We start from the raw sequence: 25,293 nt of genomic DNA, 5'->3' as shown, positions 1-25,293 counted from the left end.
TTGCGCCTGCATGCATCGGCGATCAGTGACCTTCGCTTGCGCCGAACATCGTCTTCGCGTACGTGATGCCGAGACCGTAGGCGCCGCCGTGCTGCGCAGCCGTCTTCGTGGTTTGCGCGTACGTTTCGGTGCGCGCCCAGTCACGCTGCAGTTCGAGCAGGTACTGCAGCGACGTCATCGGGCGTGCGCCGGCCTGGATCATGCGCTGCATCGCGCGCTCGTGCGCTTCGTCGGACACGTCGCCGCAGGCATCGGCGATCACGTACACTTCGAAGCCCTGATCGATCGCCGACAGCGACGGACCGACGATGCAGACCGACGTCCACAGCCCGGCGAGCACGATCTTGCTCTTGCCGATCGCGTTCACGCGCTCGGCGATGCGCGGGTCTTCCCAGGTGTTCATCGACGTGCGGTCGATCAGCTTCTCTTCGGGAAACACGGACGTGATTTCCTCATACATCGGGCCGGAGAAGGTTTTCTCGGCGACCGTCGTGAGAATCGTCGGTACGTTGAATTCCTTCGCGGCCTTCGACACGAGCGACGTGTTGTTGCGCAGCAGGTTCGGATCGATGGACTTGGTCGCGAACGACATTTGCGACTGGAAGTCGATCATGATCAACGTGTGGTTGGTCGGGTCGATCAGCGTCTTGCCAGGTTGTGCCGAAGCGATGGGCATTGCAGTTCTCCAAGGAGGGATTGGGCGTCGACAGACTGTCGACGCACGGGTGTCGAGCCATACCGACGTCGGGTCGGCGTAGCCGGAATGGTGTGCGTGCAAGCGGTCGCGGTGCGGCCACGGCGCATGCGCGCACGGGGGACGGGCGGCGGAGCCGCCCGGCGTGTTTCAGTAACAGGGGCCAGCCGTGCGGCCGGCGCTCAGAACGCGAAGCAGCTGCAGCCGAGCGCGCCCCAGAAGCCCTTGTCGTCGCTCACGGGCACGTCGCTGCGCCATGCACTCAGATGGCCGTGAGCGTGCACGCCGCACTGATTCGCGCAGCTGTCGATGCACGCACGCGCGGTGGCCACCGGGCGATAGCGGCTGTAGCCGCCGAACTCGGCGACCGGCGACCATGCCGGGCTGACCGGCAGCGGCGGCGGTGCCAACGGCGTGAATTCCTCGTCCGCATGCACGACCTTGCCGTTGACGACCGTCAGCACCGAAGACAGGTATTTGATCTGCGGCTCGTCGACCGTGAAGTAATCGTCGTTGAGCACTGCGAAATCTGCATACTGGCCGGGCACCAGCGCGCCCTTGCGGTCGTCTTCGTTCGAGAACCACGCGCTGCCGACGGTGTAGCGGCGCAGCGCCTCCATCCGGTCGAGACGGTTGCGTTCGCCGTACAGCGCGGTGCCGCCGACCGTGCGCCCCGACACCATCCAGTACAGCGACACGAACGGGTTGTAGCTCGCGACGCGCGTCGCATCGGTGCCCGCGCCGACCGGCAGGCCGGCAGCCAGCATCGCGCGGATAGGCGGCGTGCGAGTGGCCGCGTCGGCGCCGTAGCGCGCGATGAAGTACTCGCCCTGGTACGCCATCCGGTGCTGGACCGCGATGCCGCCGCCGAGTGCGGCGATTCGGGCGATGTTCGCGTCGGAGATCGTCTCGCAGTGGTCGAAGAACCAGCGCAGCCCGTTGAACGGGATCTCGCGGTTCACGGCCTCGAACACGTTCAGGAAGCGGGTGATCGATTCGTCATAGGTCGCATGCAGCCGGAACGGCCATCGGTTCTGCACGAGCAACCGGACGACCGCCGTCAGTTCGGCCTCGAGCGTATCGGGCAGATCGGGGCGCGGCTCCAGGAAATCCTCGAAATCCGCGGCGGAGAACACGAGCATCTCGCCCGCGCCATTCACGCGCAGGAACTCGTCGCCGTCGCCGGGCTTCGTCATCTTTACCCATTTCGCGAAGTCCTCGATCTCCTGTTTCGCGTTCTGCGTGAACAGGTTGTACGCGATGCGCATCGTCAGCTCGCCGCGCTTCGCGAGATCCATGATGACCGCGTAGTCGTCCGGGTACGCCTGGAAGCCGCCGCCGGCGTCGATCGCGCTCGTCACGCCGAGACGGTTCAGTTCGCGCATGAAGTGCCGGGTCGAATTCACCTGGTCGTCGTAGCCGAGCTTCGGCCCCTTCGCGAGCGTCGCATACAGGATGCCGGCGTTCGGCCGCGCGATCAGCATCCCGGTCGGATTGCCGTGGCGATCGCGGCGGATCTCGCCGCCCGGCGGGTTGGGCGTGTCCTTCGTGTAGCCGACCGCGCGCAGCGCGGCCGCATTCAGCAGCGCGCTGTCGTACAGGTGCAGGATGAAGACCGGCGTGTCGGGTGCGATCGCATTGATTTCGTCGAGGGTCGGCAGCCGGCGTTCGGCGAACTGCAGTTCGTTCCAGCCACCCACCACGCGTACCCACTGCGGCGCGGGCGTGCGCTGCACCTGGCGGCGCAGCATGTCGAGCGCGTCGGCGAGCGACGGCACGCCGTCCCAGCGCAGCTCCATGTTGAAGTTCAGGCCGCCGCGAATCACGTGCAGGTGCGAATCGTTCAGGCCAGGGATCACCGTGCGGCCGTTCAGGTCGATGCGCGGCGTGTCGCCGCGCGCGTGACGCATGACGGCGTGCTCGTTGCCGGCCGCCAGCACGCGGCCATTCTTCACCGCGAGCGCGGTGACGAACGAGCGCTTGTCGTCCTGTGTCGCAATCTTGCCGTTGAAAAAGATCGTGTCTGCGATCACGACGTCGTTCGTCTGGGCTGTCATCTGGCGTTTCCCGTGAATACTCGCGCGACGAGGCGCGAAGGCGTGCCGGCACGCTGTCGCGTGTCGGCGTCGTGTCGCTAAGTTAGGGGACGCGCGGATTAAAGTCTTGAGCGAAGGCTTAAACGATCTGAAAGGCGCACGCGATGTAGCGGCGGGGAGGGGGGCGTGGTTGTGCCCGGCGCGCGGCGCCGGTCGGGACGATGCATGAGGTGTGCGATGCCCGGGGCTGTCATCGAGCGGCGGACAGCCGCACGTGCATGCCCGCCGTGCTGGCGGGCCGTGAATGGACGTGTCAGTCCGGCGTCGTGAAGCGGTCGACCAGATCGGGCCGGTCGAGCTGCTCGACCCACCAGTGCAGCGCACGGCCCGCTTCGTTGCCGCGCCACGCGAGATAGCAGTGCGTGGTGTCGCGCATGCCCGTGACCTGGCGCGCGACGAGCTTGCCGTCGGCGATTCCGCGCGCGGCCGTGCATTCGGGCAGCGTGCCGACCGCGAGGCCTTCGCATTGCGCTTCCAGTTTCGCCGCCAGCGTCGGTACCGCGAGGTACGGCTGGCCTGCATCGATCGCGATCGATTGCGGCCGCAGTTCGCGCGACGTATCGCTGATTACCGCACCGCGATACTGGACGACGGACGCCATCGACAGCGGTTCGGGCAGCGACGCGAGCGGATGGGACGGCGCGATCGCAAACACGTGCTTGAGCGAGCCGATCGGCCGCGCGATGATGTCCGGCAATTCGGGCGGTTCGCCCGCCGCGCCGACGACGAGATCCGCCCGGCGCGAAATCAGCGCATCCCACGCGCCGCCGAGCACTTCGGTCGACAGCCGCAGCCGCGTGTCCATCCCGAGTGCGTAGAACCGGTGTACGTACGGCCACATCGCCGCGAACGGCAGGATCTCGTCGATACAGACGCGGACTTCCGTTTCCCAGCCTTGTTGCGCACGCAGGGCCTTCATTTCGAGCTGCTCGGCCGCGCGCAGCAGGCGCCGGCCTTCCTCGACGACGATGCGGCCCGCATGCGTGAGTTTCGCGCGCCGTCCGCTGCGGTCGAACAGTGCCACACCGAGATCGCTTTCGAGTTTCTGCACCAGGTAGGTCAGCGCGGACGGGACGCGATGCAGCAGTTCCGCTGCTTCGGCAAAGGTTCCGGTGCGATCGATCGCGTCCAGGGCTTCGAGCGCTTCGAATGACAGCTTCATCGCGAATTCCGATAGGGGAGGCCGGCGCATCATACCAGCGCACGCGCAGCGCCGGCGCACGCGTCAGCGCCTTTTGCTAGACTGGTGCGTCTCGTCATTGGCCGCGTCGCGTCAACTTATGACTGCCCCTCAGTCGGACACAGCTTCCTCCAATTTCCTTCCGGCGGACGTCAGGCAGACCGTCGTCAGCCGGGCATTGCCCAACGGGCAAATCGGCATCGTCCGATTGAAAACCCTGCGCAGGAACATGGGGCTGACCACCCCCTATGAGCTTCAGAACTCGGATCTCGTCGTGTTGCAGTTGCGTCCGTTCGGCGAACAGGACTTGTGGCTCGATGGCCGCCGCGCGCCTTTCGTGCCGTACGGCGCGGGAACCGTGACGGTCTACGATCTTGACCGCGAGTGGGTGGCGGATCTCAAGGGGGCGTTCGATTGCCTTCATTTCCATCTGCCGCGCGACATCCTCGAGGAAACCGTCGATGACCTCGGCGGGCGGCAACGTCCGCAGCTTTATCTGCCGCCTCACCTGAGCGCGAACGACTCGATCATCCATGCGCTCGGCCGCTCGCTGCTGCCGGCACTCGCGCGGCCGGATCAGGCCTCGCAGATCTTCATCGACCACGTGGGGCTGGCTTTTCAGGCGCACGTCGCGCATCGCTACGGTGGTGTCAGCGAGCGGCGCGAAAAGACGTACGGCAAACTGACGCCGTCGCAGGCGCAACGCGCAAAGGAACTCCTGCTCGCACACCTCGATGGGAAAATCGGGCTGGCCGACGTGGCGAGCGCGTGCGGCCTTTCTCGCGGCTACTTTGTGAAGGCGTTTCATCAAACGACCGGGCTGCCGCCGCATCGCTGGCTGATCGTGCAGCGTGTCGAACGGGCGAAGGAATGGATGCGCAATCCGAACCTGCCGCTGAGCATGATCGCGGATGCATGCGGCTTCGCCGACCAGAGTCATTTCTCGCGGACCTTCATGCGATTGACGGGCGTCAGCCCTCGCCGGTGGCGCGAGGACAATACCTGATACGGACGCCGTTTGTAGACGCCACGAACTTCAACACTTGCCGGCGGCAGGTGCGACGCGTGCGTTTCGAGCACTCCCGATGAAGAACGTGCAGGGCAGAAAGCACGCGCGATGACCTCTTCATCGATTGCGCACGGAACTGGCCAGTGTGGCTGCGAACATGAGCAACACGAGCGAGGAGCACCGTAACACGATGGAGGCCACTTGTAGGCGTTCATTATTAGCGCTAGCCGTGTTCAGAAACGTTGCTAGCGGAAATTCTCAAAGAAGCCTTGGCGAACAGGGGTGCTTCGACCGCTTGGCAACGGCGTGCTTTCCCGACAGCAGGCTGAACGAGCAGCACAGCTATTAGGCGTTCACTGCACCACCGTATATCGCCTGCGTCGACGTTTCCTCGCAGATCCGGTCGCCAGCACATTAGAGCCAAGGCAGCCGGGTAGGGCGACCGGGGGCAGACTGGACGCCGCCGTCGAATGCGTCATCGACGAGGCCGTGCACGAATGGCTCCCGAATCAGCGGCACCTTGCGCATCCTGCAACTGATCTTGTACTTGAGGTGAAACGTCGCTGCAGCGTTGCAGGTCTATCGCCTCCGAGCAGGTCAACAATAGCTCGACGGTGGCTCTCGTATCGCGAGCAGGATGCTTTGGCACGAGCTGCCCTCCCGAACGCTGCAGTTGCCCCTGGCACATTCCAGGTCCGACATCCGTTAGATATCGTGCAGGTTGATCACACGCAAGCGGACATCCTGCTCGTTAGCGAACTGGACGGACAGATTATCGGTCGACCGTGGCTGTCTGTGGCTCTCGACGTTGCTACGAGATGTGTGCTTGGCTTTTATGTCGCAATGGAGAGGCCGGGGGCTGCGACGGTAAGCTTGCTCCTCTCGCGCGTAGTTCTGCGGAAAGAGCCGTGGCTCGAAAGACTAGGCGTCGAGGCTGACTGGCCGATGCGCGGTATCCCTCGAACGCTTCATCTTGATAACGCTGCCGAATTCAAAAGCCGTGCCCTTCGCAGTGGATGCCACGAGTACGGCATTGAACTGATGTACCGACCGTTGGGCAAGCCGCACTTTGGTCGCCACATCGAGCGGCTGAACAGGACCTTGATGGAGCGCGTGCGTGGCCTCCCTGGTTCGACTGGATCGTCAGTCAAAGGGCGCAAGGCGCGCCAGGCCGAAAAGACAGCCTCACTTACGTTGAAGCAGTTCGAGCAGTGGCTGGCTGTCGAGATCGGCAGGCGTTATCACTGCAGCCCCCACCGCGGTTTGTTGGGACTTCAGCCCGCGCAAAAGTGGCAGGAAACATGGCGAGCAGCGGATTCACGATGCTTGCCAGCTCAACCGGATGCCGAACTGAAGTTTCTGATCCGGTTCCTGCCAGTCGCATCCAGGACCATTCAGCGGGACGGCCTCAAGCTCTTCCTGATCCGCTATTGGCATCCCTTGTTCGCGGCATGGCGGGAAACACGCCGGTCCGTGACGATCCGCTATCACCCAGAAGATCTCTCGCGCATCTTCGTAATCGCTGGCAGAGGCAGTTTCGTTGAAGTGCGATACGCGGACTTGCGTCGGCCTCCCATCTCGCTGTTCGAACAGCGGGCACGCGCAGCGCGCCGACCGACGTCATCGGCACCCGGTCAACGAGATTTTTTCTTTGAAGCCGACGAGTTCGAGCAGCCTGCCGATTGGTAAATGACCTACGGCATAACACCTAGCCGTTTGCAAAATCTCGTCGGTATCTCGTGTCGGCCTTTCTGCCTCTATTCGTAGCGCTTGATAAAGCGATTGAATACGGCAGGGGGATTCAGGACCTTGGCGGACTCGTTTTCCAATTGCACGTCGCCGTCGTCGTCACTGATCGACACGAACAGCGTGATCTTCTCGCGCTCCGCGCCCGTCCCGAACAACCCTTCCTGATCTAGCAGCGTGAGCGCCTCGATCATGTCGTGTTGGAGGTCTTTGAAAAACTCGCCAAACTTGGCTTCTTGGAATTTCGGACTTAGTACCGTATCGGCCAGCCTCTTGCAGAGCGGATTGAACGAATCAGCCTCGGCTGATTCATACGCCCATTCCGAGGGTGCCCATGTGAACTCCGGCGCATCTTCATCGTCAGCGACTTCCATTTGGTCGCGGACCCGCTTCAACCCTTCATCGGAATTTGCGGCCGGCACGACGGTCATCGCACCACCGTCAGTGAAGAGTGCAAACGCGTAAAAATGCTCGTTAGGGTGTGCCGCGAGAAGGGCTCGATGTGTCACTCGCGCCGCGTCGGCAATCTCCCGCGCGAAGTCAGGAAACACGCTCATATTGATCTCTGGCTGTGTGACTTTCGCCCGTAGTGGCCGCGCGACACCAGCAGCGCGAACACGGGGTCGTTGTGGTCGGAACAGGCGGTCAGCGCCTGTGTGGTGAGCCTACGTTCGCCCGGACGTAGGGAGGGATGTGATCAGCACTGCACCGCACGAGGTCTTGTGGCCGTCGAACGATGCAAGGGCCCCTTCGACGTTAAAGTCCGCGTCACCTTCGACTATCACGCACTCACCGTGGATCGGGCAGGTGCATCGGTCGCCAACTCGTGCGACCGGCCGTCCTATGACCTCGCTGTTCGCGGCACCTGACTCGACGAGTCCGCCGTGACTGTGTACGTCCCCAACCCGAATTACACCGCGCATGAAAACTCCTGCCCCTGGTTCAAGCTCGGCGTGGACTCCGCCTACAATCCCGTCGAACTATCAACGTCACGATCATCTAGAGACCTTGGTCTGGTTGGTACCGCTGCGCGCCCGGAATGCCATCACAAGCCCCGCGATGACCAGGGTCAGTCCGATCGCCGCTATCACGACCGCGACGATGACAATAAATGAAACGTCGTCCATCCTGATCCCAAGCTGATCGAACACACCGATGGCCAGGGAAATGAAAAAGACAGAGAAGAGGCCGAATCCCGCGACAAGCATCCCGGCACCCCACGCCAAGAAACGGTGATGGCGAGACTGTTTGTACACCCCCGAATTCATACTTCTCCCTCGTGACGAAATAGTCGACGTGCCGACTATGGGCGACCGAGCAGAACGCACCCCGTCGCCTGAGCACCTAAAAAGTATAGCCCTGTTCGTATTGGCTGTAGTCGACGTCATGGCGTTTTCCCCACCAGGGCAGAAAGGCCGAACCGGCGCCGCGTGCGCGGAACCACGGCGCCTTCGGATCAACCGGATTCAGCTTGGTCGGTGGCACGATGACGACTGCCGTCGGGTGATCTGCATTGGTTGTGCCGGCCACCAACGTATTGCCGCCGAAATGATTCGCACGACCTATGGCCAGCGCCACGTCGGTCAGCGCGGTGCCGGCGCCCATCTCGCCAAGTAACGCAGACGTGTTGAAGGTCTGCTTTCGGTAATCATACTCGGGTAGGACTTCCGTCAACGTCTGTGACAGCGCGCTGAGACGTGCTGACGCGGCGTCGCTACCCTTGCCGGCGTCATGAATCACATAGTGCAGATCGGTAGTTGGCACTCCGGCATCGTGGGCTGCCTGGTCGATGGTCGATTTCCACGCCTCGACAGCACGCGTCGTGCCAGCTTTCTTCTCAAAGTCGTTCACGTTCCCAACAGCAGCCCGACCAAGCCAGGCGAGCGGTTCGCGTTGGGTCTTGAAGTCGGGTCCCGTCAACACCAACAGCACCATGTTCTCGTTCATCTGCCCATCTTTTGGCGGGAAGCTTGGTGCATCCCAGTTCATCACCCAAACGCTTTGGTCTGGATGGGCCTGCAAGAAGTCGAGCGCGCGATTGAGCGAAGTAAATCCGGCGTTCGGTCGGCCAGGAGTGATGTGCACGTCAGGTGGCGTATCCTTGCTCCACAGATCGGGAAAGTACTTGTTTCCTATCTCGAACGTCGAGACAAATTCCTTGACCAAATATTTACGAGCCTCTTCCGGATCAAGACGCTTTTCAGGGGTGGCGAACTCGATACGTGTGCCAGCCAGTTCGCGCCATTCCTTTGGGTTCTTCGAATGGACGGTGTAAAAATACACCGGGTTCATGACATAGATCTCGCCGAACAGCGTGAGGAGCTGATCGACGTATTTTTCGTAGAAGCCGTCGAATGTTTCTCGACCGTTGTTGCCGTCGACAACACCAACGATGGGCTGCAGCGTGGTGAACTTCTGCGGCTCGGTCTTGACCATATCGTCATGCTCGTTCGGCTTGACGAGCCCCATGGTCCAAAGTAGCTGCCATTCAGTCGGGTAGTCACGGCGCTGGAGCGGGTTTAGCCACGCGAGACCGACCACCTGTGCACGAAACGGCATGTTTTGAGCCGGTGCTGCAACGGCAGCGGGCACCGCTTCAGTAGATGCCGCCTTGGGCGCACGAGACTTCATGAAGGCGACGCCGAGCGCCACGGCAGCCACTATGATCAAAATCGGCAGCACTAACAGTTGCTTCATTAAGCCCTCAGGTGTCAAGGGTTGGCCGGCAACCCGAGTCGAATAGTAGAGCGAAAGCGCCGCGACGCCAAAGGCTATCAGCAGCAGCACCACCACAGCGCCGATCCGGCGCGGCCATGTCGAAGACAGCGCACTCATAGGAAGCGAGACACATCGAGCACCCACGACCCGTCTCGTTCATCCGAGATGCGTTTCGGCATCGCGGCATCCGGATCGCTCTTGACCCAAGCGTCGAGTGGGGTGTTGTTCATCGTTCCTTTACCGAAATACTCTGAGTATTTCTTGCTTGGAGTGGCCTGACTTACGCTGCTGCTGAATCGCCAATCGGCCTCAATGCGCAAGTCGGCCCATTCCTGCGACGTCAACCGACACACGCCGATCGCCACATCATAGGCGAGCGCTTTTTCGGCATGCATCGGATTCGTCATTGTTATCGAATGGTTGGTCGGATTGTTCTTCTCGGTACTCTCGAGATAGGCCTTCACCGTGCTGTTCGCATATCGCGTGCGATCGTCGGCGGTGTTATAGCCAGGGGTTTCCGAGATTACGCTGCCGCTCGGACCAAACATCGGGCCGTCCGCGTCTTGTTCGCGACGAGCGGTTTGACGCACTATCGCGTGCATTTCGTACCGGAGCCCGGCTTCGCTGGCTGCGTTGCCTTCTGCGGGCGCGGCCCCGGCGTACTGGTCAATCGCATCACCGCCACGCTTGTTCACTGCGGTCTTGTACATATCTCGGTCCGACGCCGGCGGGTCGTTGCCTTCGTTGAAGAAGCTCACCGCCTTGTCACCATCCTTAACAGCCTGGATGGGATACCCGTGCTTCATCGCCACCGGCTCGAAAGGTTGGTCAAGTTTTGGTGCATTGCATGGCACGGTCCAGCCTTTTGGCGGATTCGCATTTACCGGGAATTTTTTCCCAAAAAAATCGACAATGTGGATTCCGTCGCGGAATCGGAAATCCAAAAAGCGCCCGAGCGATTTGTATTTCCCGAGGGCACGTGCAAAGGACAGCTTGATTGGAGGCGACGGTGGAAACCAGAATCCTGGCGTTGCTCCCTTCTGATAGCGCCAGTCATCTTCCCAGTAGCGATAAACTTGGTTAGCGTCTTTGCCAATGGTGAAGCCAGATGCAAATACCCGCTGTACAAGTACGCCGACTCCACCTGCTTCCTCGATCTCGGTACTTGATAGCCCGCGCCAGCCAATCCCCTGAACGGTAGTGGCTGAAATTACTTGATCGTGTGGGCAGCAATACAACGTCACGCGTCCAGACGTGAATTTTTTGGCACCGCCGCTTACTCCATGGGCTTCTCGATCCGCTTCCGCAGAGAACGGTTTGCCTTTGGCTGACGGGCGCGAATTCGCCATCTCCTTGTCGATCTCCGCGGGATCCATTTCGCACCGCGGCCGCCATCTGATGATGTCGAAAAATTCCTTCAACGTGGCCATACGTGCGAAATACGATTCCCGGCCGTGCTCGCCGTATATGTTCTGGATGCCACGCTGCGCCCAATTGTCCGTCCCGAGTTCACCGACTACGCTATACGGCGGATTGGCAAGCACGTATGCGTCGGCGACGCACTCACCCTGCTTGCCCTTTGCGTCCTTGACGGGAGGCATCCGATCACCGAGAAATGCAGCTGCCAGACCCACAATGTTGCCTTGGCTGTGGCACACCACCGTGATTGGACAGTCCGCTTGCTTCTTTCGAATCGACTCGATCAGCTTTGCGAGTCTCAATGCAGCCATTACGCCATAATGCCGCTCGGGTGTCGCATAGACCTGTCGCGCGTCGACGGGATTGAGCGCCTGTATAGTCAACATCAAGAATAGACGATCGTTGATGCCCTTGTTCCAGAGATCAGGCAGGCTTGAGCACCCGTTCGCAAACGGACCACCACCCCAGTAGTTTTGTTCGTTCAGAAATACGTTTCCGCCGTACTTCTTCAAGTCATCCTTATTTGCCTTGTAGCCCCACCGAAAATGAATCACCGGTGAGTACGACGGATCGGGTTTGATGTAGGTCTGCGAAGCCATGTTCGGATTAATGTAGCCATCCGGAGTCAGGCTCTCGATATAGCTGACCGGAGTAAGCTGCCCGGCTTCGGGCCCCTTGTGTGCCATCTGATCATCGAGCCGAGCGAGTCGGCGGTTGAGGCCTTTACATAGGCCGGCCTCGGCGGCCTCGAACCACTCGCCCTCTGAGTTGACGCCATGCACGAAAATCACGACGCCAGGCAGCGGCATTGGTTTGACCGCAACGAGCTCCTTTTTCTTGTTCGGCAGCACCGTACCCTTGGCAGTGGCTGCTGGCGTGCGTTGTGTTGTTGGCATGACCTGTACCCTTGCTCTCAGTTATGCGTCTTTCTTGAAGAACTTCACGACGACCTGTTCGAACTGATTGTGGTCGATCGGAGCCATCGTGCCCGCGCTGTCCGTCTGACCGTTCACGATCTCGCCCGACGCTTTGTGGACCTCGCCGACGTATCCTTCGATCGGATTCCCATCGGAGGCCCGCACCAGTTTCGGCACGCGCCCGAGCGGCGCATGATCGAACTTCGGTATGTCCGTGCTCATGCTGGCCGGCCCCTGCCATGAGTGCCCGGCGGACTTCACGGTGAACTTGCCCGGGCACCCGAGCTCGATGTCGCTGCCGTGCAGTTTCAGGTACGCACCGCCAGACGTCGTGAAGACCACCTGGTCGTTCGCCATGCCGGTGATTTTGCCGTCGGCCGCCGTGAACTGAATGTTCTTCGCGGAATCGATCTGTGTGTCGTCGGCCTGGCTTTGCAGCGTAACCTTGCCCTGGTTCGCAATCGCCGATACGCCATCGCTGTGAGCGAACATCGCGACGCCGCGACCGCCGTGCAGGTTGATGCGCTGGCCGCTGGTCAACTGGACGTGCTGCTGCGCGACCTGGTCGATGTTCTCGCCCGCGTACGTCACGTGGGTTTTCGGGGTGATCGCAACGGAACCGGCCTGTGCACCGAAGGCCATCAGCGCTTGCGAACCGCTCGCGGAACCGGCCCCGGCTCCGGTGCTCGATGTTCCGCCGGCGGGCGTCCAGCCCTTGAACGCGGCAGCGACAGCCTGCTGGCCGGTGGTGTCGGTCGCTTGCCCGCCGTGTTCGCCCGCATAGTCGCCGAGGGACTTGAACAACTCGGTGCACTCGCCGAGCAGCTGCAGTAGCTCGTCACGATCAAGCTGGCCGCCACTTGCCTGTGAGCGGGCATACGTCGTGAGCAAGATGCCTTGCGCTGCACGCAGCGCGGCGGCCGCGTCGGTACGCAGCTCGGCGCCTTCGCCGCGGTCCGTACCTTGGCCGTCTTGACGTGGTTGCGTCAGATATCCGAGGTTCAGCTGCGAATGTGCATGCTCGCTGGCCAACTGGCTGGAAATTTGACCCGGCGTGTCGTCGAGCCGCAGCTGGTTATAGCGCTGCCCCTTGATTTCCTTCGTCTTGATGCCCGATACATATCGGTTGCCGGGCAGCGAGCCGGTGTGCGTGAACGCCGCCGGCGGGTTCGATCCGTTACCCAGGACCGCGATGATCACCAACCGGTCTGGATCCCCTCCGATTGCCCCCAGCAACACCTCCATGCCGATGCGGGGTAGAAACGATGCCCCGAACTGCGTGCCCGCGAGACTTGACGCCACGCGGATCGGCGCGCTGTCTCCGGCGTTGTCGTTCGTGCCGGCCCCTTGTGCGTGCGAGTGGTCGGCGGGGTCCAGGCCATGGATTCGCACGTAGACTCGCCCAAGCTCGTCGGTCACCACCTCGTCGCCGTCGCGCGTGACGATGACGCCCGTTAGCAGATGTACCGGTGGGAGATCGATCTTTGGGTTGTACGCGGGGGTGATCGGGACGCCGCGGCGCACGCACGTGAATGTGTTCTCGTAACGCGTATCCGAATCGGTGGAGGAGGGCGCGAACTGGGCCGGCGAAGGCGATAAGAGGTTCTTGCTCGCCGCGAAGAGCTGTTGCACGCGCTCGGTCAGACCCTTCGGCAGGTTGTTCGAGACGTCGTGACGAATCGACGTGATGACGAACTGCCGCTTGTCGGTCGAGAGCATGTCCAGTTCGGGATCACCCGTCAACGTGACCCAGGTGCCGACCGCGAGATCTCGAATGCCGCTCGCACCGTCGTACTGTTCGGCTTCGAATTGGTGTGCCAGCATGCGCGAGCGAGTAAGGCGATCGTGATCGTCCCACGAGTCGCCCGCATGCGGGACGTCAATCGCCACGTCGGTCAAGAGTTTCGCCAGATCGTTGCCGGCATCGCCCTGGTCGACGGCGCTGGCGACGGTCGACTCATCGATACGCGCCTTCTTGTAGTCCCACGATGGACGGCTGGCCGCGCCCGGCACCAGGCGCGCGTGCAGCGCGAACAGGGTGACCGTATCGCGCTCTTCGGTACCGGCATCGCGTGGGTGAAGGCGCACCGTTCCCGCCGGCGCCTCCTGCAACGAATCGGGATTGTCGCAACAGACCAGGGTATGGACAGGGGTATCGTCTTCGGCGCTCGTGCTGCCGTTTGCTCGCCCGGCCTTGACGAAGATCGAAATCCCTTCGCGACGTAACAAGCGTCGCACAAACGTCGCGTCCGACTCGTTGACCTGGCGGGTCAATTCTCGGGCCGGATAACGTTCGCGATTCAGAAATGACAGATTGAACTCGAAGGCACGCGCGAGAGCGGGGCTACGCTGGCGCCATTCGTTGAACATTACCGTGAGGACGTCAACGACACTCTGCTTGCGGAAGACGCGCGAGTTTGTCCGTTTGTCCATCAGAGATAAGGCATCGCAGACGGTCAGCTGGTAAACGCACAATTCACCGTCGCTTTGTCCGATCTGCACGTTCTGCACAATCGCGTTGATTGTCTGCAGCTGGCCGCGGTCGGTCACCAGACGCAGTGAGATAGGCACGCCGATGAACAGCTTGGGCGGTAGGTCGTGTCTTGTCGATACGCACGTGAGATGCCCATTGATGCCGGTCATCAGCCCCTCGTGAACGTTTGCGTGCTGGAGAGCAAGCAAACGCCCCAAGGTCCCTTGCAATCGCCCGAAATTCAAGGCGACCGGGCGCCGATTCCAGTCAACCGCGCCCGACGCGAAGCTACTGAGTGTGTCGCCGATGCTCACTTCAGCCCTCTCTGTTTTTTTTGTTCATATCTGGCGAACCACGACGCCAGCCGCTGTTTCGCCTAGCGTCACGCGATGTCACCGTGCGGCACGAAGTGCCAGCACCCGGCTTCCGGGTCGTACAACGCCAACTGCTCAGCTTCTTCCGCTGGTAGAACGATCGACTCGACAGCGTCGAGTGCCGCGACAGCTCGCCGGAGCGACGCTTCAGCAACGGCCGGTGCCGCCACCCACTGTCGAGCATTTTCGAGCACGTCTTCCCAGGCGAACAGGCCTGCAGACTCGTACAACCGGTCCAGCACCAACCAAGTTTCCGCTTCAATTGCCATTGCTGGACGGTATCGTGGGTTCAAGCGCCACCGTGCAGCCTGATCGCGGGCGGCCCGTATAAGTAGCCCGTCCTGGTTTGCGACGAGCCGATTCTCGTGGGCAAGCCACGCCACGCGAATGGTGAGCGGCCGATGTCGAAACCTCCCAGAGTAGAAGACGCTAGCCGGTAGCCGGCTCGACATCAGTACTGCTTCGACGGTCCCCGATGCCCGACGCCGCAGGAACACCATCTCCAGCAACGCATCGAACGGCGACAGAAAGCAACGCACTGCCGGTCCGAACCGAGAACAATCGGCCAGCACGGACGAGACGTCTACCCCCGCAGGCGTCGCGAGAACGTAGACCAGGTGCTCGGTATCTGCCGTCCTCATATCGTTGAACGGTTGTGCCGCAAGGCTCATGAAAACGTGCGGAATTCAGCTATTAGATCATATGACGATTTGGTCAAATCATTCTAGGCGGCCTGCTCAAGTCCGAACGTCAAGCATTGTTACGTCGCTTTGGGGGGGGCTTTGATCCCCTTGCGTTTTTCCGGTTAGCCGCCTTCAAGCCTGATATGGCTTTTCATTGTGGCCCCAAATAAAACGGCGGGGTATCGGGGTTCCTTTGATTTCCATGCGTTTTTCCGGTTAGACGCCTTTAGGCCTGGTAAGGCATTGCCTTGCGGCTACAAATAATTATCCCGACAAAACAATGGGTTAGAGTCTGCCAGTCGCTAACGAAGCGGAGGGCGTCTTCGGGGGGGGGCTGTATAGACCACGCGTGCTCTGACGTACCCCAGGTCCGGTAATGCTGCTGGCGACGCGTCACCTTCAGTGGCTGGGTGGGAGCTGGTACACGAGCGCACCTCGATCATGGGGCGAGAGGCGATGGCGGTGGCGCGGTGATGGCTGCGTTCTCCAACGACGCGGAGAGAGTCTGGGGTGCGCCTGTCAAAGCTCCGCCGTTGATGAGAGTCGGGTAGCGTGGTCCCTTGTTGGCAAGCGCCGGTCCAAGTATTCGTAGTGACGTGCTGGTGGCGTACGATTCGTAGACTCTAACGGGATGCGAGCGAGGAGTATCCGAGGTATGCAATAAAAGGGCGCCTGCAAAGGGCGCCGCGTTACACGAATCGATTATTTAGGTGGAGCAGTTTGCGCCTGGCGCCCCCCGATTAATACATGCGTGCGAGGAGCAGCAGAGTAAAGGTGACCGTGATCGCTCCGCCAATTCGGGTGGCAATTTGTGCGAAAGGCATGAGACTCATGCGGTTACAGGCCGTAAGAATAGCAACGTCGCCGGTGCCGCCCTGGCCGCTGTGACAGGCGTTCACGATCGCGGTGTCGATCGGATACATTTTCAACCACTTTCCGACCAGGTACCCGGTGCCCATCAGGGCCGCCACAGTGCTGGCGATGGTGACGACATTCGCGACATTGATGGCAGCGACGAGCTTGTCCCACGGCGTCATTGCAGTTCCGATTGCAAACAGCAACGGGTAGGTGACAGCGGTCGAGAAGAATTGATAGACAATCCGTGCACCGCCTTCGAGATTCGGAGAAACAAGCCTGCAGACCTTGATGAAGACGGCGATGAAGAGCATTGCCACGGGGGCGGGCAAGCCGAGCAGCCGATGTCCGAGGAGGCCTACCAGGTACAGGGAGATGGCGGTAATGGCAGCTGCAGCGACAGTGCTCACATCGGGAGTCGACGGTATCGATTCTGCGACTGGCGTCGTCGGCAGATCGGCAGCCGACTGTAGCGTCCCGCGTCCGGTCAGGTGCGGCCGCTTTTCACCGATCCAGTTGAGGACCCCCGAGAAAAGGATCGCGCACAAGCTGCCGATCATGACGGCGGGCAAGACTTCCGCAAATATCGGCCCTTGCGGCATCTTCATGATTTCCGAATAGCCGACGGAGAGGGGAATCGCCCCTTCGCCAACGCCACCCGCCATGATCGGGATCACAATGTAGAGAAGGGTGTGCTTGGTCCCGAGACCGAGTACGGTTCCCACGATGGTTCCGACGATACCGCCAACGATGGACCCTGCGGCGAGCGGAAAGAAGATCTTCGCGAATCCTCGGATTAGCACCTCGCGGTCCATACTGAAGATGCTGCCCACGATAATCGACGCGATGAACAGATACATGAAATTGCTGACATGCGTGAAGTTCGTCACCATGCCAATCAACTTCGCAGGAAGCAACTGATGAAACGCGAGAAACGAAGGTAGGAACGTGGCGACGATCGCAGCGGAGCCGATCTTGTTGAAGATGGGCATGCGCTTCCCGATCTCCGCACAAGTGAAACCGCAGAGCACGAGAACCGCGATCGCCATTGATATTTCACCGGGAACCTTGCCCGTCGTAACGAAGCCAGCAACGAGTGCGATCAGGAGAAGGTAGATCGGCAGTGGAATAATACCGATACGCACTTCAACTATTGCCCACCAGCCGTAAGGCCAGAAGCTGCTTCTACGGATGTCGGCGCTATCCGAAGAGAGTTCTCTCGCTTGTTGCATGTGACGTCTCCTATGTAATCTCAAGTTTGACGAGAAACCGTCGTGGTATTTAATAAGGTATGCAGAATGACAAGGCGAAATTCGCTCATCTCGCCATTCTGAGTTAGGAGCGACTATAGTCACGTCCGCGCTTTAGGGTCCGCTGGTACCCGGCAGTTGTGAACGACGCCCCTTGCCAACGTGGCGCAAATCAATACCCCGTCTCGAAGTGGGCAGCGCCATTAATCACCGTCAACTACACGCCGAAGCGAGCGAAGACAATGCAAACCGGGCTTCCAGTTTCAACGCGGCGGCCCGTTGCAATGGGTAGCCCGCTGGAGGATTCGAGCGTGAACTGAACGATCGAATGTGAGTTTTCATTCGCGACATACAGCGTCTTGTCGTCTGGGCCCAGGCATAGGAACCGCGGAAACAATCCCCCGGTTGGCGTCCACGCAACGTCGGTAGGGAGGCAGGTAACGGAATCGAGGCGAAGGGTGGCGATCGTATCGTGACCCCGGTTCGTGACGTACAGCGTCCGGCCGTCAGCGGCGATCGCGATCCCCGCAGCTCGGGTCCAATCGTGGTAGTCCTCGGGAATTACCGAAACGGTGTTCACCGCCGTGAGATCGCCAGTGGAAGCGTCGAACGACCAGGTCGTCAGAGTTGAGTCGAGCTCGTTGACGACGTAAACATATGGCTGCTCGTGATGGAACACCGCATGTCGGGGGCCAGCGCCTTCGCGTGCCCGGGCGTATTTGATTACAGACGAGCCATCGGGCAACCATCTGACGGCGAAGACCGTGTCGAGTCCCTTGTCCGGAACGATGTACCAGTCACTGTCGGTCATGCGAGTGCTGTAGCGCGGCACCTGATGTGGATGGGACGATACCTGTTCCACACGATGCGGTCCAGAGCGCCCCTCGAGCACGACGGGAAGTGAAGGGGAATCAAGCGAGCCGTCGCTGGCGATCGGCACCCGGGTCAAAGATCCGGTCGCGTAGCCAGCGATAACGAGCGACGAACCGTCGCGCGAGAACGCGAGATGCACCGGATTGCGCCCCACGCCGGAACGCACGTTCAAGGCGCTGAGGCGCCCTGAGTTGGAATCGAATCGATAGGAGCTCACTTCATTCTCGTCGCCGTGCACGGCATAAAGCCGGTCTTGTGCCCGGTTTAACGCAAGAAAGCTTGGATTGACCAACGGCTCGAGTGTCTGAAGATGCTGCCAGCTCCCCGATGGACTGATCTCGTAAACGGAGATGCCGGTTCCTTCGGCGTTGCGCGCGCGGGTCGTTCGGCAGCCTACAAAAGCGAAAGTGCGTTCCATGATTAGACAGCCTTGTCGCTGACGGCCAGCTGCAGAGGCAGGATCTCGCGAGCGGCCGCGGCGGCCGACTGCGCCGGCCGTGGGGGCATCCGGTGACCGAAAAAAGCGAACATCGGGGTTTTCTCCAAGGCAAGCAAGCATCGCTTGCGTTTCGTGTTTATGCATTCTATGATCATAAAACGCAATACGCAAATGCATTTGAGGCAGGTGGTTACCCTGAGCAGAGCGCCAGGGAGACTCACGAGGAGTGCGGCAATGGCAAAATCGCTTGTTCACACCAGTTTGGCCTCGGCTCACGCAGCCGTGGTGAACGGCCATTTGTCGCCCATACAACACATGGACAGCTCTGTCGAAAGCCCGATCCTTACCCCCTTGCAGACGCGTGTCGCACGGGAAATCATTGCCCTCGCCAGACGCGAAGATCTAGCTATTGGGGACCGATTGGCGGAATCCCTGCTTGCCGAAAAAATCGGCACGTCCCGCACGCCGGTGAATGTTGCGCTCCACCATCTGGCGACGCTCGGTGTCGTTTATTACGACGCGAATCGCGGATTTTTCATGGCGCAGCCAGCCCGCGATGTGACGGAGGTCGCCGAGCACTTCTTCAACGAACCCGACAATCCGCTGTACCTGAAGATCGCTGACGATCGTCTTTCGCGCCGGCTTCCTGACGTGGTCACAGAAGCCGACCTGATGCGCCAGTACGATGTTTCGCGCAGCGAACTGCGACGTGTGTTGTCGAGGATGCAGGAAGAGGGCTGGTTGGAGCGGCAGGTCGGGCATGGTTGGCAATTCATGCCGATGATTGATTCGGTGGACGCGTATGAGGAGAGCTACTTGTTCCGAGCCTCCATTGAGCCGACCGGCGTCATGTCGCCAATGTTCAAAGCTGATCGAGTGGAGCTTGAGGAGTTGCGCCGGCGGCAGGAGTTCATCGCCGGCTCCGGCTACCTCACGATGAACTCGGTCGAGCTTTTCGAGGCCAACAGCGAATTTCACGAAACGATCGCGAAATGGTCGGGCAACCGCTTTATCGCCCAATCCGTCCGTCGCATGGACCGCTTGCGTCGCCTTGTCGAGTATCGGCAGGCAAGAGCTCGCAAGCCGCGCCAGGGGCAAGCGAAAGAGCACCTTGCCATCTTAGATGCTATCGCCCAAAACGATCTGCTGAGGGCCGCGACGCTGCTTCGAGAGCATATCGATGGCGCGCGCCGGGCGAAGGTGCGCGCTCAGGAGGTATTCCCCGAAGAATCGTGAAATTGAACAGGTAGGAGACGCCGCGACGCCCGCGGCGTTTTTTTAAACCCAAAAGTGCATTTTGTGATCACAAAACACTTAAAGCGGTTTCGGGGACAGGCTCGATACCGCCAGAGCAGCTGGAGAAAAATCATGTCGTATCGCCGAGGATGGATCGCCGTCTTCCTGTTTTCCCTCTCCATGATCAACTACATGGACCGAATTGCCCTTTCGATCGCTGCAAAGCCGATCGAACATGAGTTCAACCTCTCCGCGGTGGGCATGGGCTACCTGTTCTCCTCGTTTATCTGGAGCTACGCGCTATTCCTCCTGCCGATGGGCTACCTAATCGACCGGTATGGGACTAAGCGAATGGCTGGGATCGGCATTTTCGTCTGGTCTGCGGCGACAGCCCTTACCGGCGCCGCCACGAGCTTTGCGAGTCTGATGGTCGCGCGCTTGGTGATGGGGGCGGGTGAGTCAACCAGCAATCCGGTTGGCGCCAAGGTCATCCGACAGTGGATCCCCGCCGGCGAACGCGGGATGGTTACCTCAATGTTCAATAGTGGCTCGTATGCTGGCCCGGCCATCTGTTCGGTGCTCCTCGGCGCACTGGTTGCAGCCTTCGGGTGGCGGCTCTCGTTCGTTATCGCTGGGGGCATCGGGTTCGTGTGGCTTGCGGCGTGGCTCGTTTTCTTCAATTCGCCGGAAAAGGCGCGGTGGTTGCAATCAGAGGAGAGAGAGAAGATTCTCCGTGAGCGCAGTTCGACCCCGGTCGTCGTCGACGAAGAGGATACGAGTACCGCCGGCGGCCTGCGCACGCTGCTCCGGTCACGCACACTTTGGGGTTTGGCGATCACGCAAGGCTGTAACGTCTATACGCAGTATCTTTTCCTGACGTGGCTGCCGAGCTATCTGCAGTCGACGCGCCATCTGACGCTCGCCCACACGGGCGTTCTTGCAGCGGTTCCTTATGCCGCGGCAGTGCTCTTGTGCATCGCTGTCGGCCGACTCAGCGATCGACACCTGAAAAAGAGCGGCGTTGGATCCGGCCGGCGCCGCAATGCGGTTGCAATGGCGATGCTCACCGGCTCCGCAATCCTTGCGGTCCCATTCACAACAAGTCTCGCCACGCTGCTCGTGATCTTCTCAATCGCCCTGGCGGGAATCGCGTCGACGACTTCGCTGAACTTTGCGCTGCTGAATGATCTGCTGCCGAGCGCGAAGCACGTCGCCAAGGCAATGGCCTTCGTGGTCGTCGGGGGGAATATCTTTGGAATGATTGCCCCGATTGCGACGGGCTACGTGATTCAGGCCACGGGCAGCTACGATTGGGCGTTTGGCATTGCCGGCCTTCTCCTTCTTGTCGGTGCGGTCGTGGTGATGACCATGACGCGCTCGCCGGTGGTTGGCCAGAGCTCCCATACACAGACTCCAGTTTCCGCACACCCGTGATCGGCAGGGGCGGGCGCATTCACGTGCCCGCCCATTTCAGTGCCAGAATTCCAATCTCGTCGTGCTCGAGTGCTCGGTCCGACAGGGCTCAAGCGAAGGCGATTTCTCGTTCGCGAAGTCTTCCAGTGCCAGTGACATCCCTCGTTTCGCCTACCCCTCACTACTAGTGCCCCGTCACGGTTGCAGTAGACGGCAGCACGGGAAACGAGGAAGGCGCCTACAGTCCACGGTATTCCCGGACGAACGGCGGTCGCAGACATGCCGCCGATCGGTACCATCCGCCTCCCGGTACCGCTCGCGTCGTTCCTGACCATCTTGTTCGCTACCTTGCGCGGTGCGCGTTCCCGAAACCGGTCAGAAACGTCGTTGGCCTTCAGCGATCCGACATCTTTCACCTACGACCATTCACAACCTTTCAGGCCAACCTAGCCGATCGCCGGATTTGCCTTCCATGCGGCGAAGCGAGCAGTGTCCTGCCGAGGACGGCGTCAACGTGCACGTGGACGGGGCGAATCGGAGTTCGAGTGCTGTCAATCCGGCCTGGACAACTCAGGGAAGAAGCCAATCGGTCGAACGGGATCTCGATCCAGACGCGAAGCTGCACTACCTCGTTGCCCGTGGCATCGGAGGGTTCCTGCAAACGACGGAAAGCACGAGCCTAGCCGCATGGCGCTTGGTGGCCCGGTTGCAATTCACGATCGGTTACGGTTGACGTACAGCAGTGATTGGCGACCTGCTGGATCTCGGTGGTAGCCGCCCGCGCTTCACTTCGGGCTCTTGCGCGCGTACGGCCAAGGTCGCCGGAATTCGAAATTCGAATGTACGGGCCTTTGTTTGAGAGGGAAGGCCAGTGCGATCGGCGATCTGAAGAGCACATACGCACCGCTTAGCGTCCCGCGATCGGCGCAGGACTGGTCGAGATGTCGAGCGGAAATGGCGAGATCCCTGCCGATGCGGCAGGGACCGTTCTTCGATATCGCGACGCGCGGCTTACTTCGGCTGGGCCGCCCAGTAGGTTCGCGTATTCGTGAACTCGCGAATCCCTGCCGTTGCGAGCTCGCGGCCATACCCCGACTTCTTCGTGCCGCCGAACGGTACGCGCGCGTCGGATGCAGTCATCGCATTGATGAACGCTGCGCCGGTCGTGACGCCCTTGGCAATAGCCAAGGCCCGATCCGTGGACGCCGACCAGATGCTGATCGACAGGCCGAATTGGGTCGCATTGGCCAAACGGATTGCATCGCTATCGTCCTTCGCGACAGCAATAACGGCGAGCGGGCCGAAGGTTTCTTCATCGAACGCTGCAACACCTGGTGCGGTATTGCCAATGACGGTAGGCGCGTAAAAATAACCCGGGCCGTCGATCGCCTTGCCACCCGTCAGCAACTTCGCGCCAGAGTCGAGCGAACGCTTGACTTGACTGTCGAGCGCGTCCCGCAAGTCCGCTCGCGCGAGAGGACCCATGTGCGTGCCCGAGTCGGCGGGGTTGCCGACTACGAGGGCCTCAACCTTCTTCACGAACTCCTCGGTGAATGCCTCGGCAATCGCCTCCGAAACGATGAAGCGCTTTGCGCACACGCAGCTCTGGCCGGCGTTATTGAACCGAGCCTTGACAGCCGCCTCGACCGCGCGCGGTACGTCCGCATCGTCGAGCACGACGAATGCGTCCGAGCCACCCAGCTCGAGCACCGACCGCTTGGATTCACGCCCCGCGGCGGCGCCGACGGCGGCCCCGGCGCGGTTCGAGCCGGTCAGGGTCACAGCAGCGACGCGGTCGTCACGAATTAGGGTGTCGATAACCTGAGGAACATCCGGTTCAGCGACGACCAAGCTGGTGACGAGATTCTTCGGGAATCCCGCATCGACGAAAAGCTGCTCGAGGGCCAACGCACAACCGGTCACGTTCGGCGAGTGCTTTAGGATCACGCCGTTACCAGCAGCCAGCGACGGGATCGCGAAGCGCATGACTTGCCATACGGGGAAATTCCAGGGCATGACAGCGAGCACGAGACCGATGGGTTCGTAGCTCACCCACGCGTCGACTCCTTCGATGTTGACTTTCTCGTCGCCGAGAATGCGTTCCGCATTGTCTGCGTAGTAGAGCGCCGTGACGGCGGACTTCTCCACTTCGCCCGCAGCTTCGGCAGCGATCTTGCCCATTTCGACGGTTACGAGTTGGCTGAGCGCCGGGCCTTGACGTCGGAGTTCTTCGGCGAGCCGCCGGACGGCAGCGACACGTTGGGCGAGCGGCGTTTTGCCCCAAGACTGGGCCGCGTCATGGCCAGCGGCCACGGCAGCGTCGATGCGTTCGGCGCTCCAGCTTTGATAGGTTTCGAGCGCCTCGCCGTTGACGGGATTAACGGTAGTAGTTACGAGTGTCATGACTTGATCCTTCAGATCCTTCTTTCTCCGCACGCATTGATTGCACGCGGCAGCATGATTAGGCGTGGTGGAATAGCTGGGTACACAGCGTGTTGACCTGACTGCCCTTCACCACACACCGGTCGGCCGCTTCGCGCCACCTGGCGAAATGCGGCGCCGCGCGGTGCGCGTCGATCGCCGCCTCGTCTTCGTACAGTTCGTAGAAGATGAAATGGAGCGGATCCTTGATGTCCTGCGTCACGTCGAAATACTTGCAGCCGGGCTCGTCGGAGAACGTGCGAGTGGCGTTCTCCTTGATTGCCGCGAGAAAGTCCTCGAGGCGTTCCGGGTGGACGTTCAGGGAAACGATAAGCGCGATCATTCAATGCTCCTGGGGATTAAGCGTGTGCGGGAAGAGGCAGCTGGGTGTCGGTTTCTTCGGCGAGTTTGATCATGCTTTGCCAGGTGTTGTCCGCAAGCGTGATTCCAGTCTCGCGCAGCTTCTCGGTGTTGCGGTCCTCGAGCTCGCCCGGGAAGAAGATTTCCTCGACGCCGTGGGCCTTCGGCACGTCCTTGATCTCGTCGATCAAGGTCTCCATGCGGTGCTCAAACTCGCCAACCGGCATCATCGACTTGATGTCGATCGTGATCAGCAAATGACCGCAGCCGCTCGGCTTCGTGGCGTCGTAGGGGCCGACAACGTTCGACCCGAAATGGCTGCCGGTCAGTACACCAGCAAGGACATCCATCATGAACGAGATGACGTACCCCTTATGCCCGGCCATCGGCAATATGAGGCCGTGAATCGCCTGGCTGGCGTCAGTCGTCGGAACACCCTGCTCGTCGGCAGCCCAGTTATCGGGGATTGGCACTCCGCGCTCCGCGGCGAGGTAGATCTTGCCCCGCGCGACCGCGGTATTGGCGATATCCATCACCGCGACACCACGGCGGCCACCCGGTGCAGCGATCGACCACGGGTTGGTGCCGACACTCTTTTCACGGCCACCCCACGGCGCCATCGCGGGGCTGGCATTGGTGGCGAGGAAGGCAACACACCCAGCCTTGGCCGATTCGCGCGTGAAGTACGCGGCGGTGCCGAAATGGTTCGAATTGCGTACACCAACCGCGCTGATCCCGTATTGGCGCGCTCGCTCGATACCGAGTTGAACGGCCGTCGCCGTTAGCACCTGACCAATGCCGTGACGGCCATCGAGAATCGAGACGGCACCGCCATCAAGCACCCTTTCAGGAGCAGTCACGGCGGTCATGACACCCGTGCGGAGACGTTCAACGTACCAGGGAAGGCGCAACATCCCGTGAGAGGAATGACCCCAAAGCTCGGCCGTAACCAGACTGTCGGCCAGCAGATGCGCGTCTTGTCGGGGCACGCCCAAGGTTTCCAGAATTGCCGTACCAAATTCGGTGAGCCCTTCTGCTTGAACGGTGAATGGCATTTGAATCTCCTGACGATGCCGAAAATTTAGTTGGCGATGCTGTGCCCGAGGCTCGAGTAACTGTCGCTTGCCGTGGAGCGCC

The 25,293-nt window shown here is 60.8% G+C and carries 19 protein-coding genes; 4 read left to right on the top strand and 15 right to left on the bottom strand.

Annotated features, from left to right (window positions below):
• Nucleotides 1-22 precede the first annotated feature (22 nt).
• From OHZ10_RS36335 to OHZ10_RS36325, 3 genes are all read right to left on the bottom strand, one after another.
• Nucleotides 23-676, bottom strand: a complete 654-nt coding sequence (locus OHZ10_RS36335; protein ID WP_342706107.1) for a hydrolase — start codon at nucleotides 674-676, stop codon at nucleotides 23-25.
• Between the two features lie 200 nt (nucleotides 677-876).
• The gene (locus OHZ10_RS36330) at nucleotides 877-2,751 is read right to left on the bottom strand and encodes an amidohydrolase (protein ID WP_340626192.1); all 1,875 of its coding nucleotides are present in this window, start codon (nucleotides 2,749-2,751) and stop codon (nucleotides 877-879) included.
• Nucleotides 2,752-3,043: 292 nt separating this feature from the next.
• Complete coding sequence (locus OHZ10_RS36325; RefSeq protein ID WP_340626191.1) at nucleotides 3,044-3,952, bottom strand: LysR family transcriptional regulator; 909 nt, start codon at nucleotides 3,950-3,952, stop codon at nucleotides 3,044-3,046.
• Nucleotides 3,953-4,070: 118 nt separating this feature from the next.
• Between OHZ10_RS36325 and OHZ10_RS36320 the strand changes: the two genes are divergently transcribed.
• Entirely contained in the window at nucleotides 4,071-4,976 is a 906-nt protein-coding gene (locus OHZ10_RS36320; protein WP_340626190.1) for an AraC family transcriptional regulator, read from the top strand.
• 717 nt (nucleotides 4,977-5,693) lie between these two features.
• Nucleotides 5,694-6,668 carry a transposase family protein gene (locus tag OHZ10_RS36315; RefSeq protein WP_342706106.1) on the top strand — a complete coding sequence of 325 codons (975 nt, stop codon included), beginning with the start codon at nucleotides 5,694-5,696 and terminating at the stop codon, nucleotides 6,666-6,668.
• Between the two features lie 68 nt (nucleotides 6,669-6,736).
• Here OHZ10_RS36315 and OHZ10_RS36310 read toward each other — a convergent pair whose 3' ends face one another.
• From OHZ10_RS36310 to OHZ10_RS36270, 9 genes are all read right to left on the bottom strand, one after another.
• On the bottom strand, nucleotides 6,737-7,282 hold the full coding sequence (locus OHZ10_RS36310) for a DUF4303 domain-containing protein (protein WP_342706105.1): 546 nt from the start codon (nucleotides 7,280-7,282) through the stop codon (nucleotides 6,737-6,739).
• A 108-nt stretch (nucleotides 7,283-7,390) separates the two neighbouring features.
• A complete protein-coding gene (locus OHZ10_RS36305; RefSeq protein WP_342706104.1) occupies nucleotides 7,391-7,648 on the bottom strand; it encodes a PAAR domain-containing protein in 258 nt (85 codons plus the stop codon).
• Nucleotides 7,649-7,720: 72 nt separating this feature from the next.
• Nucleotides 7,721-7,993 (bottom strand): hypothetical protein, encoded by a 273-nt coding sequence (locus tag OHZ10_RS36300; RefSeq protein WP_342706103.1) that lies wholly within the window; start codon nucleotides 7,991-7,993, stop codon nucleotides 7,721-7,723.
• A gap of 76 nt (nucleotides 7,994-8,069) precedes the next feature.
• Nucleotides 8,070-9,560 carry a virulence factor gene (locus OHZ10_RS36295; RefSeq protein WP_342706102.1) on the bottom strand — a complete coding sequence of 497 codons (1,491 nt, stop codon included), beginning with the start codon at nucleotides 9,558-9,560 and terminating at the stop codon, nucleotides 8,070-8,072.
• Nucleotides 9,557-11,758 (bottom strand): T6SS effector phospholipase Tle3 domain-containing protein, encoded by a 2,202-nt coding sequence (locus tag OHZ10_RS36290; RefSeq protein ID WP_342706101.1) that lies wholly within the window; start codon nucleotides 11,756-11,758, stop codon nucleotides 9,557-9,559. The genes OHZ10_RS36295 and OHZ10_RS36290 overlap by 4 nt, the downstream gene beginning before the upstream one ends.
• Before the next feature lie 21 nt (nucleotides 11,759-11,779).
• Nucleotides 11,780-14,566, bottom strand: a complete 2,787-nt coding sequence (locus tag OHZ10_RS36285) for a type VI secretion system Vgr family protein (protein ID WP_342706100.1) — start codon at nucleotides 14,564-14,566, stop codon at nucleotides 11,780-11,782.
• Between the two features lie 68 nt (nucleotides 14,567-14,634).
• Nucleotides 14,635-15,297 carry a hypothetical protein gene (locus OHZ10_RS36280; RefSeq protein ID WP_342706099.1) on the bottom strand — a complete coding sequence of 221 codons (663 nt, stop codon included), beginning with the start codon at nucleotides 15,295-15,297 and terminating at the stop codon, nucleotides 14,635-14,637.
• 752 nt (nucleotides 15,298-16,049) lie between these two features.
• The gene (locus OHZ10_RS36275; protein WP_342706098.1) at nucleotides 16,050-17,396 is read right to left on the bottom strand and encodes a 2-hydroxycarboxylate transporter family protein; all 1,347 of its coding nucleotides are present in this window, start codon (nucleotides 17,394-17,396) and stop codon (nucleotides 16,050-16,052) included.
• A 235-nt stretch (nucleotides 17,397-17,631) separates the two neighbouring features.
• Nucleotides 17,632-18,705: a lactonase family protein gene (locus OHZ10_RS36270; RefSeq protein WP_342706096.1), complete on the bottom strand. Its 1,074-nt coding sequence runs from the start codon at nucleotides 18,703-18,705 to the stop codon at nucleotides 17,632-17,634.
• A gap of 255 nt (nucleotides 18,706-18,960) precedes the next feature.
• Between OHZ10_RS36270 and OHZ10_RS36265 the strand changes: the two genes are divergently transcribed.
• Both OHZ10_RS36265 and OHZ10_RS36260 read left to right on the top strand, forming a co-directional pair.
• A complete protein-coding gene (locus OHZ10_RS36265) occupies nucleotides 18,961-19,962 on the top strand; it encodes a GntR family transcriptional regulator (RefSeq protein ID WP_342706095.1) in 1,002 nt (333 codons plus the stop codon).
• A gap of 132 nt (nucleotides 19,963-20,094) precedes the next feature.
• The gene (locus OHZ10_RS36260; RefSeq protein WP_342706094.1) at nucleotides 20,095-21,396 is read left to right on the top strand and encodes an MFS transporter; all 1,302 of its coding nucleotides are present in this window, start codon (nucleotides 20,095-20,097) and stop codon (nucleotides 21,394-21,396) included.
• Between the two features lie 990 nt (nucleotides 21,397-22,386).
• On the opposite strand, the gene OHZ10_RS36255 is transcribed toward OHZ10_RS36260, so the two are convergent.
• From OHZ10_RS36255 to OHZ10_RS36245, 3 genes are read right to left on the bottom strand one after another with little or no spacing between them, the layout of a single operon-like run.
• On the bottom strand, nucleotides 22,387-23,778 hold the full coding sequence (locus OHZ10_RS36255; protein ID WP_342706093.1) for an aldehyde dehydrogenase family protein: 1,392 nt from the start codon (nucleotides 23,776-23,778) through the stop codon (nucleotides 22,387-22,389).
• Nucleotides 23,779-23,836: 58 nt separating this feature from the next.
• Nucleotides 23,837-24,139 (bottom strand): putative quinol monooxygenase, encoded by a 303-nt coding sequence (locus tag OHZ10_RS36250; protein WP_342706091.1) that lies wholly within the window; start codon nucleotides 24,137-24,139, stop codon nucleotides 23,837-23,839.
• Between the two features lie 16 nt (nucleotides 24,140-24,155).
• Nucleotides 24,156-25,211 carry an Ldh family oxidoreductase gene (locus OHZ10_RS36245; RefSeq protein ID WP_342706090.1) on the bottom strand — a complete coding sequence of 352 codons (1,056 nt, stop codon included), beginning with the start codon at nucleotides 25,209-25,211 and terminating at the stop codon, nucleotides 24,156-24,158.
• Nucleotides 25,212-25,293: the final 82 nt, after the last annotated feature.

The sequence above is a fragment of the Burkholderia arboris genome, from assembly GCF_038723655.1.
GTDB classification, from domain to species: domain Bacteria; phylum Pseudomonadota; class Gammaproteobacteria; order Burkholderiales; family Burkholderiaceae; genus Burkholderia; species Burkholderia arboris.
This window is presented reverse-complemented; position numbering and strand designations above follow the sequence as displayed.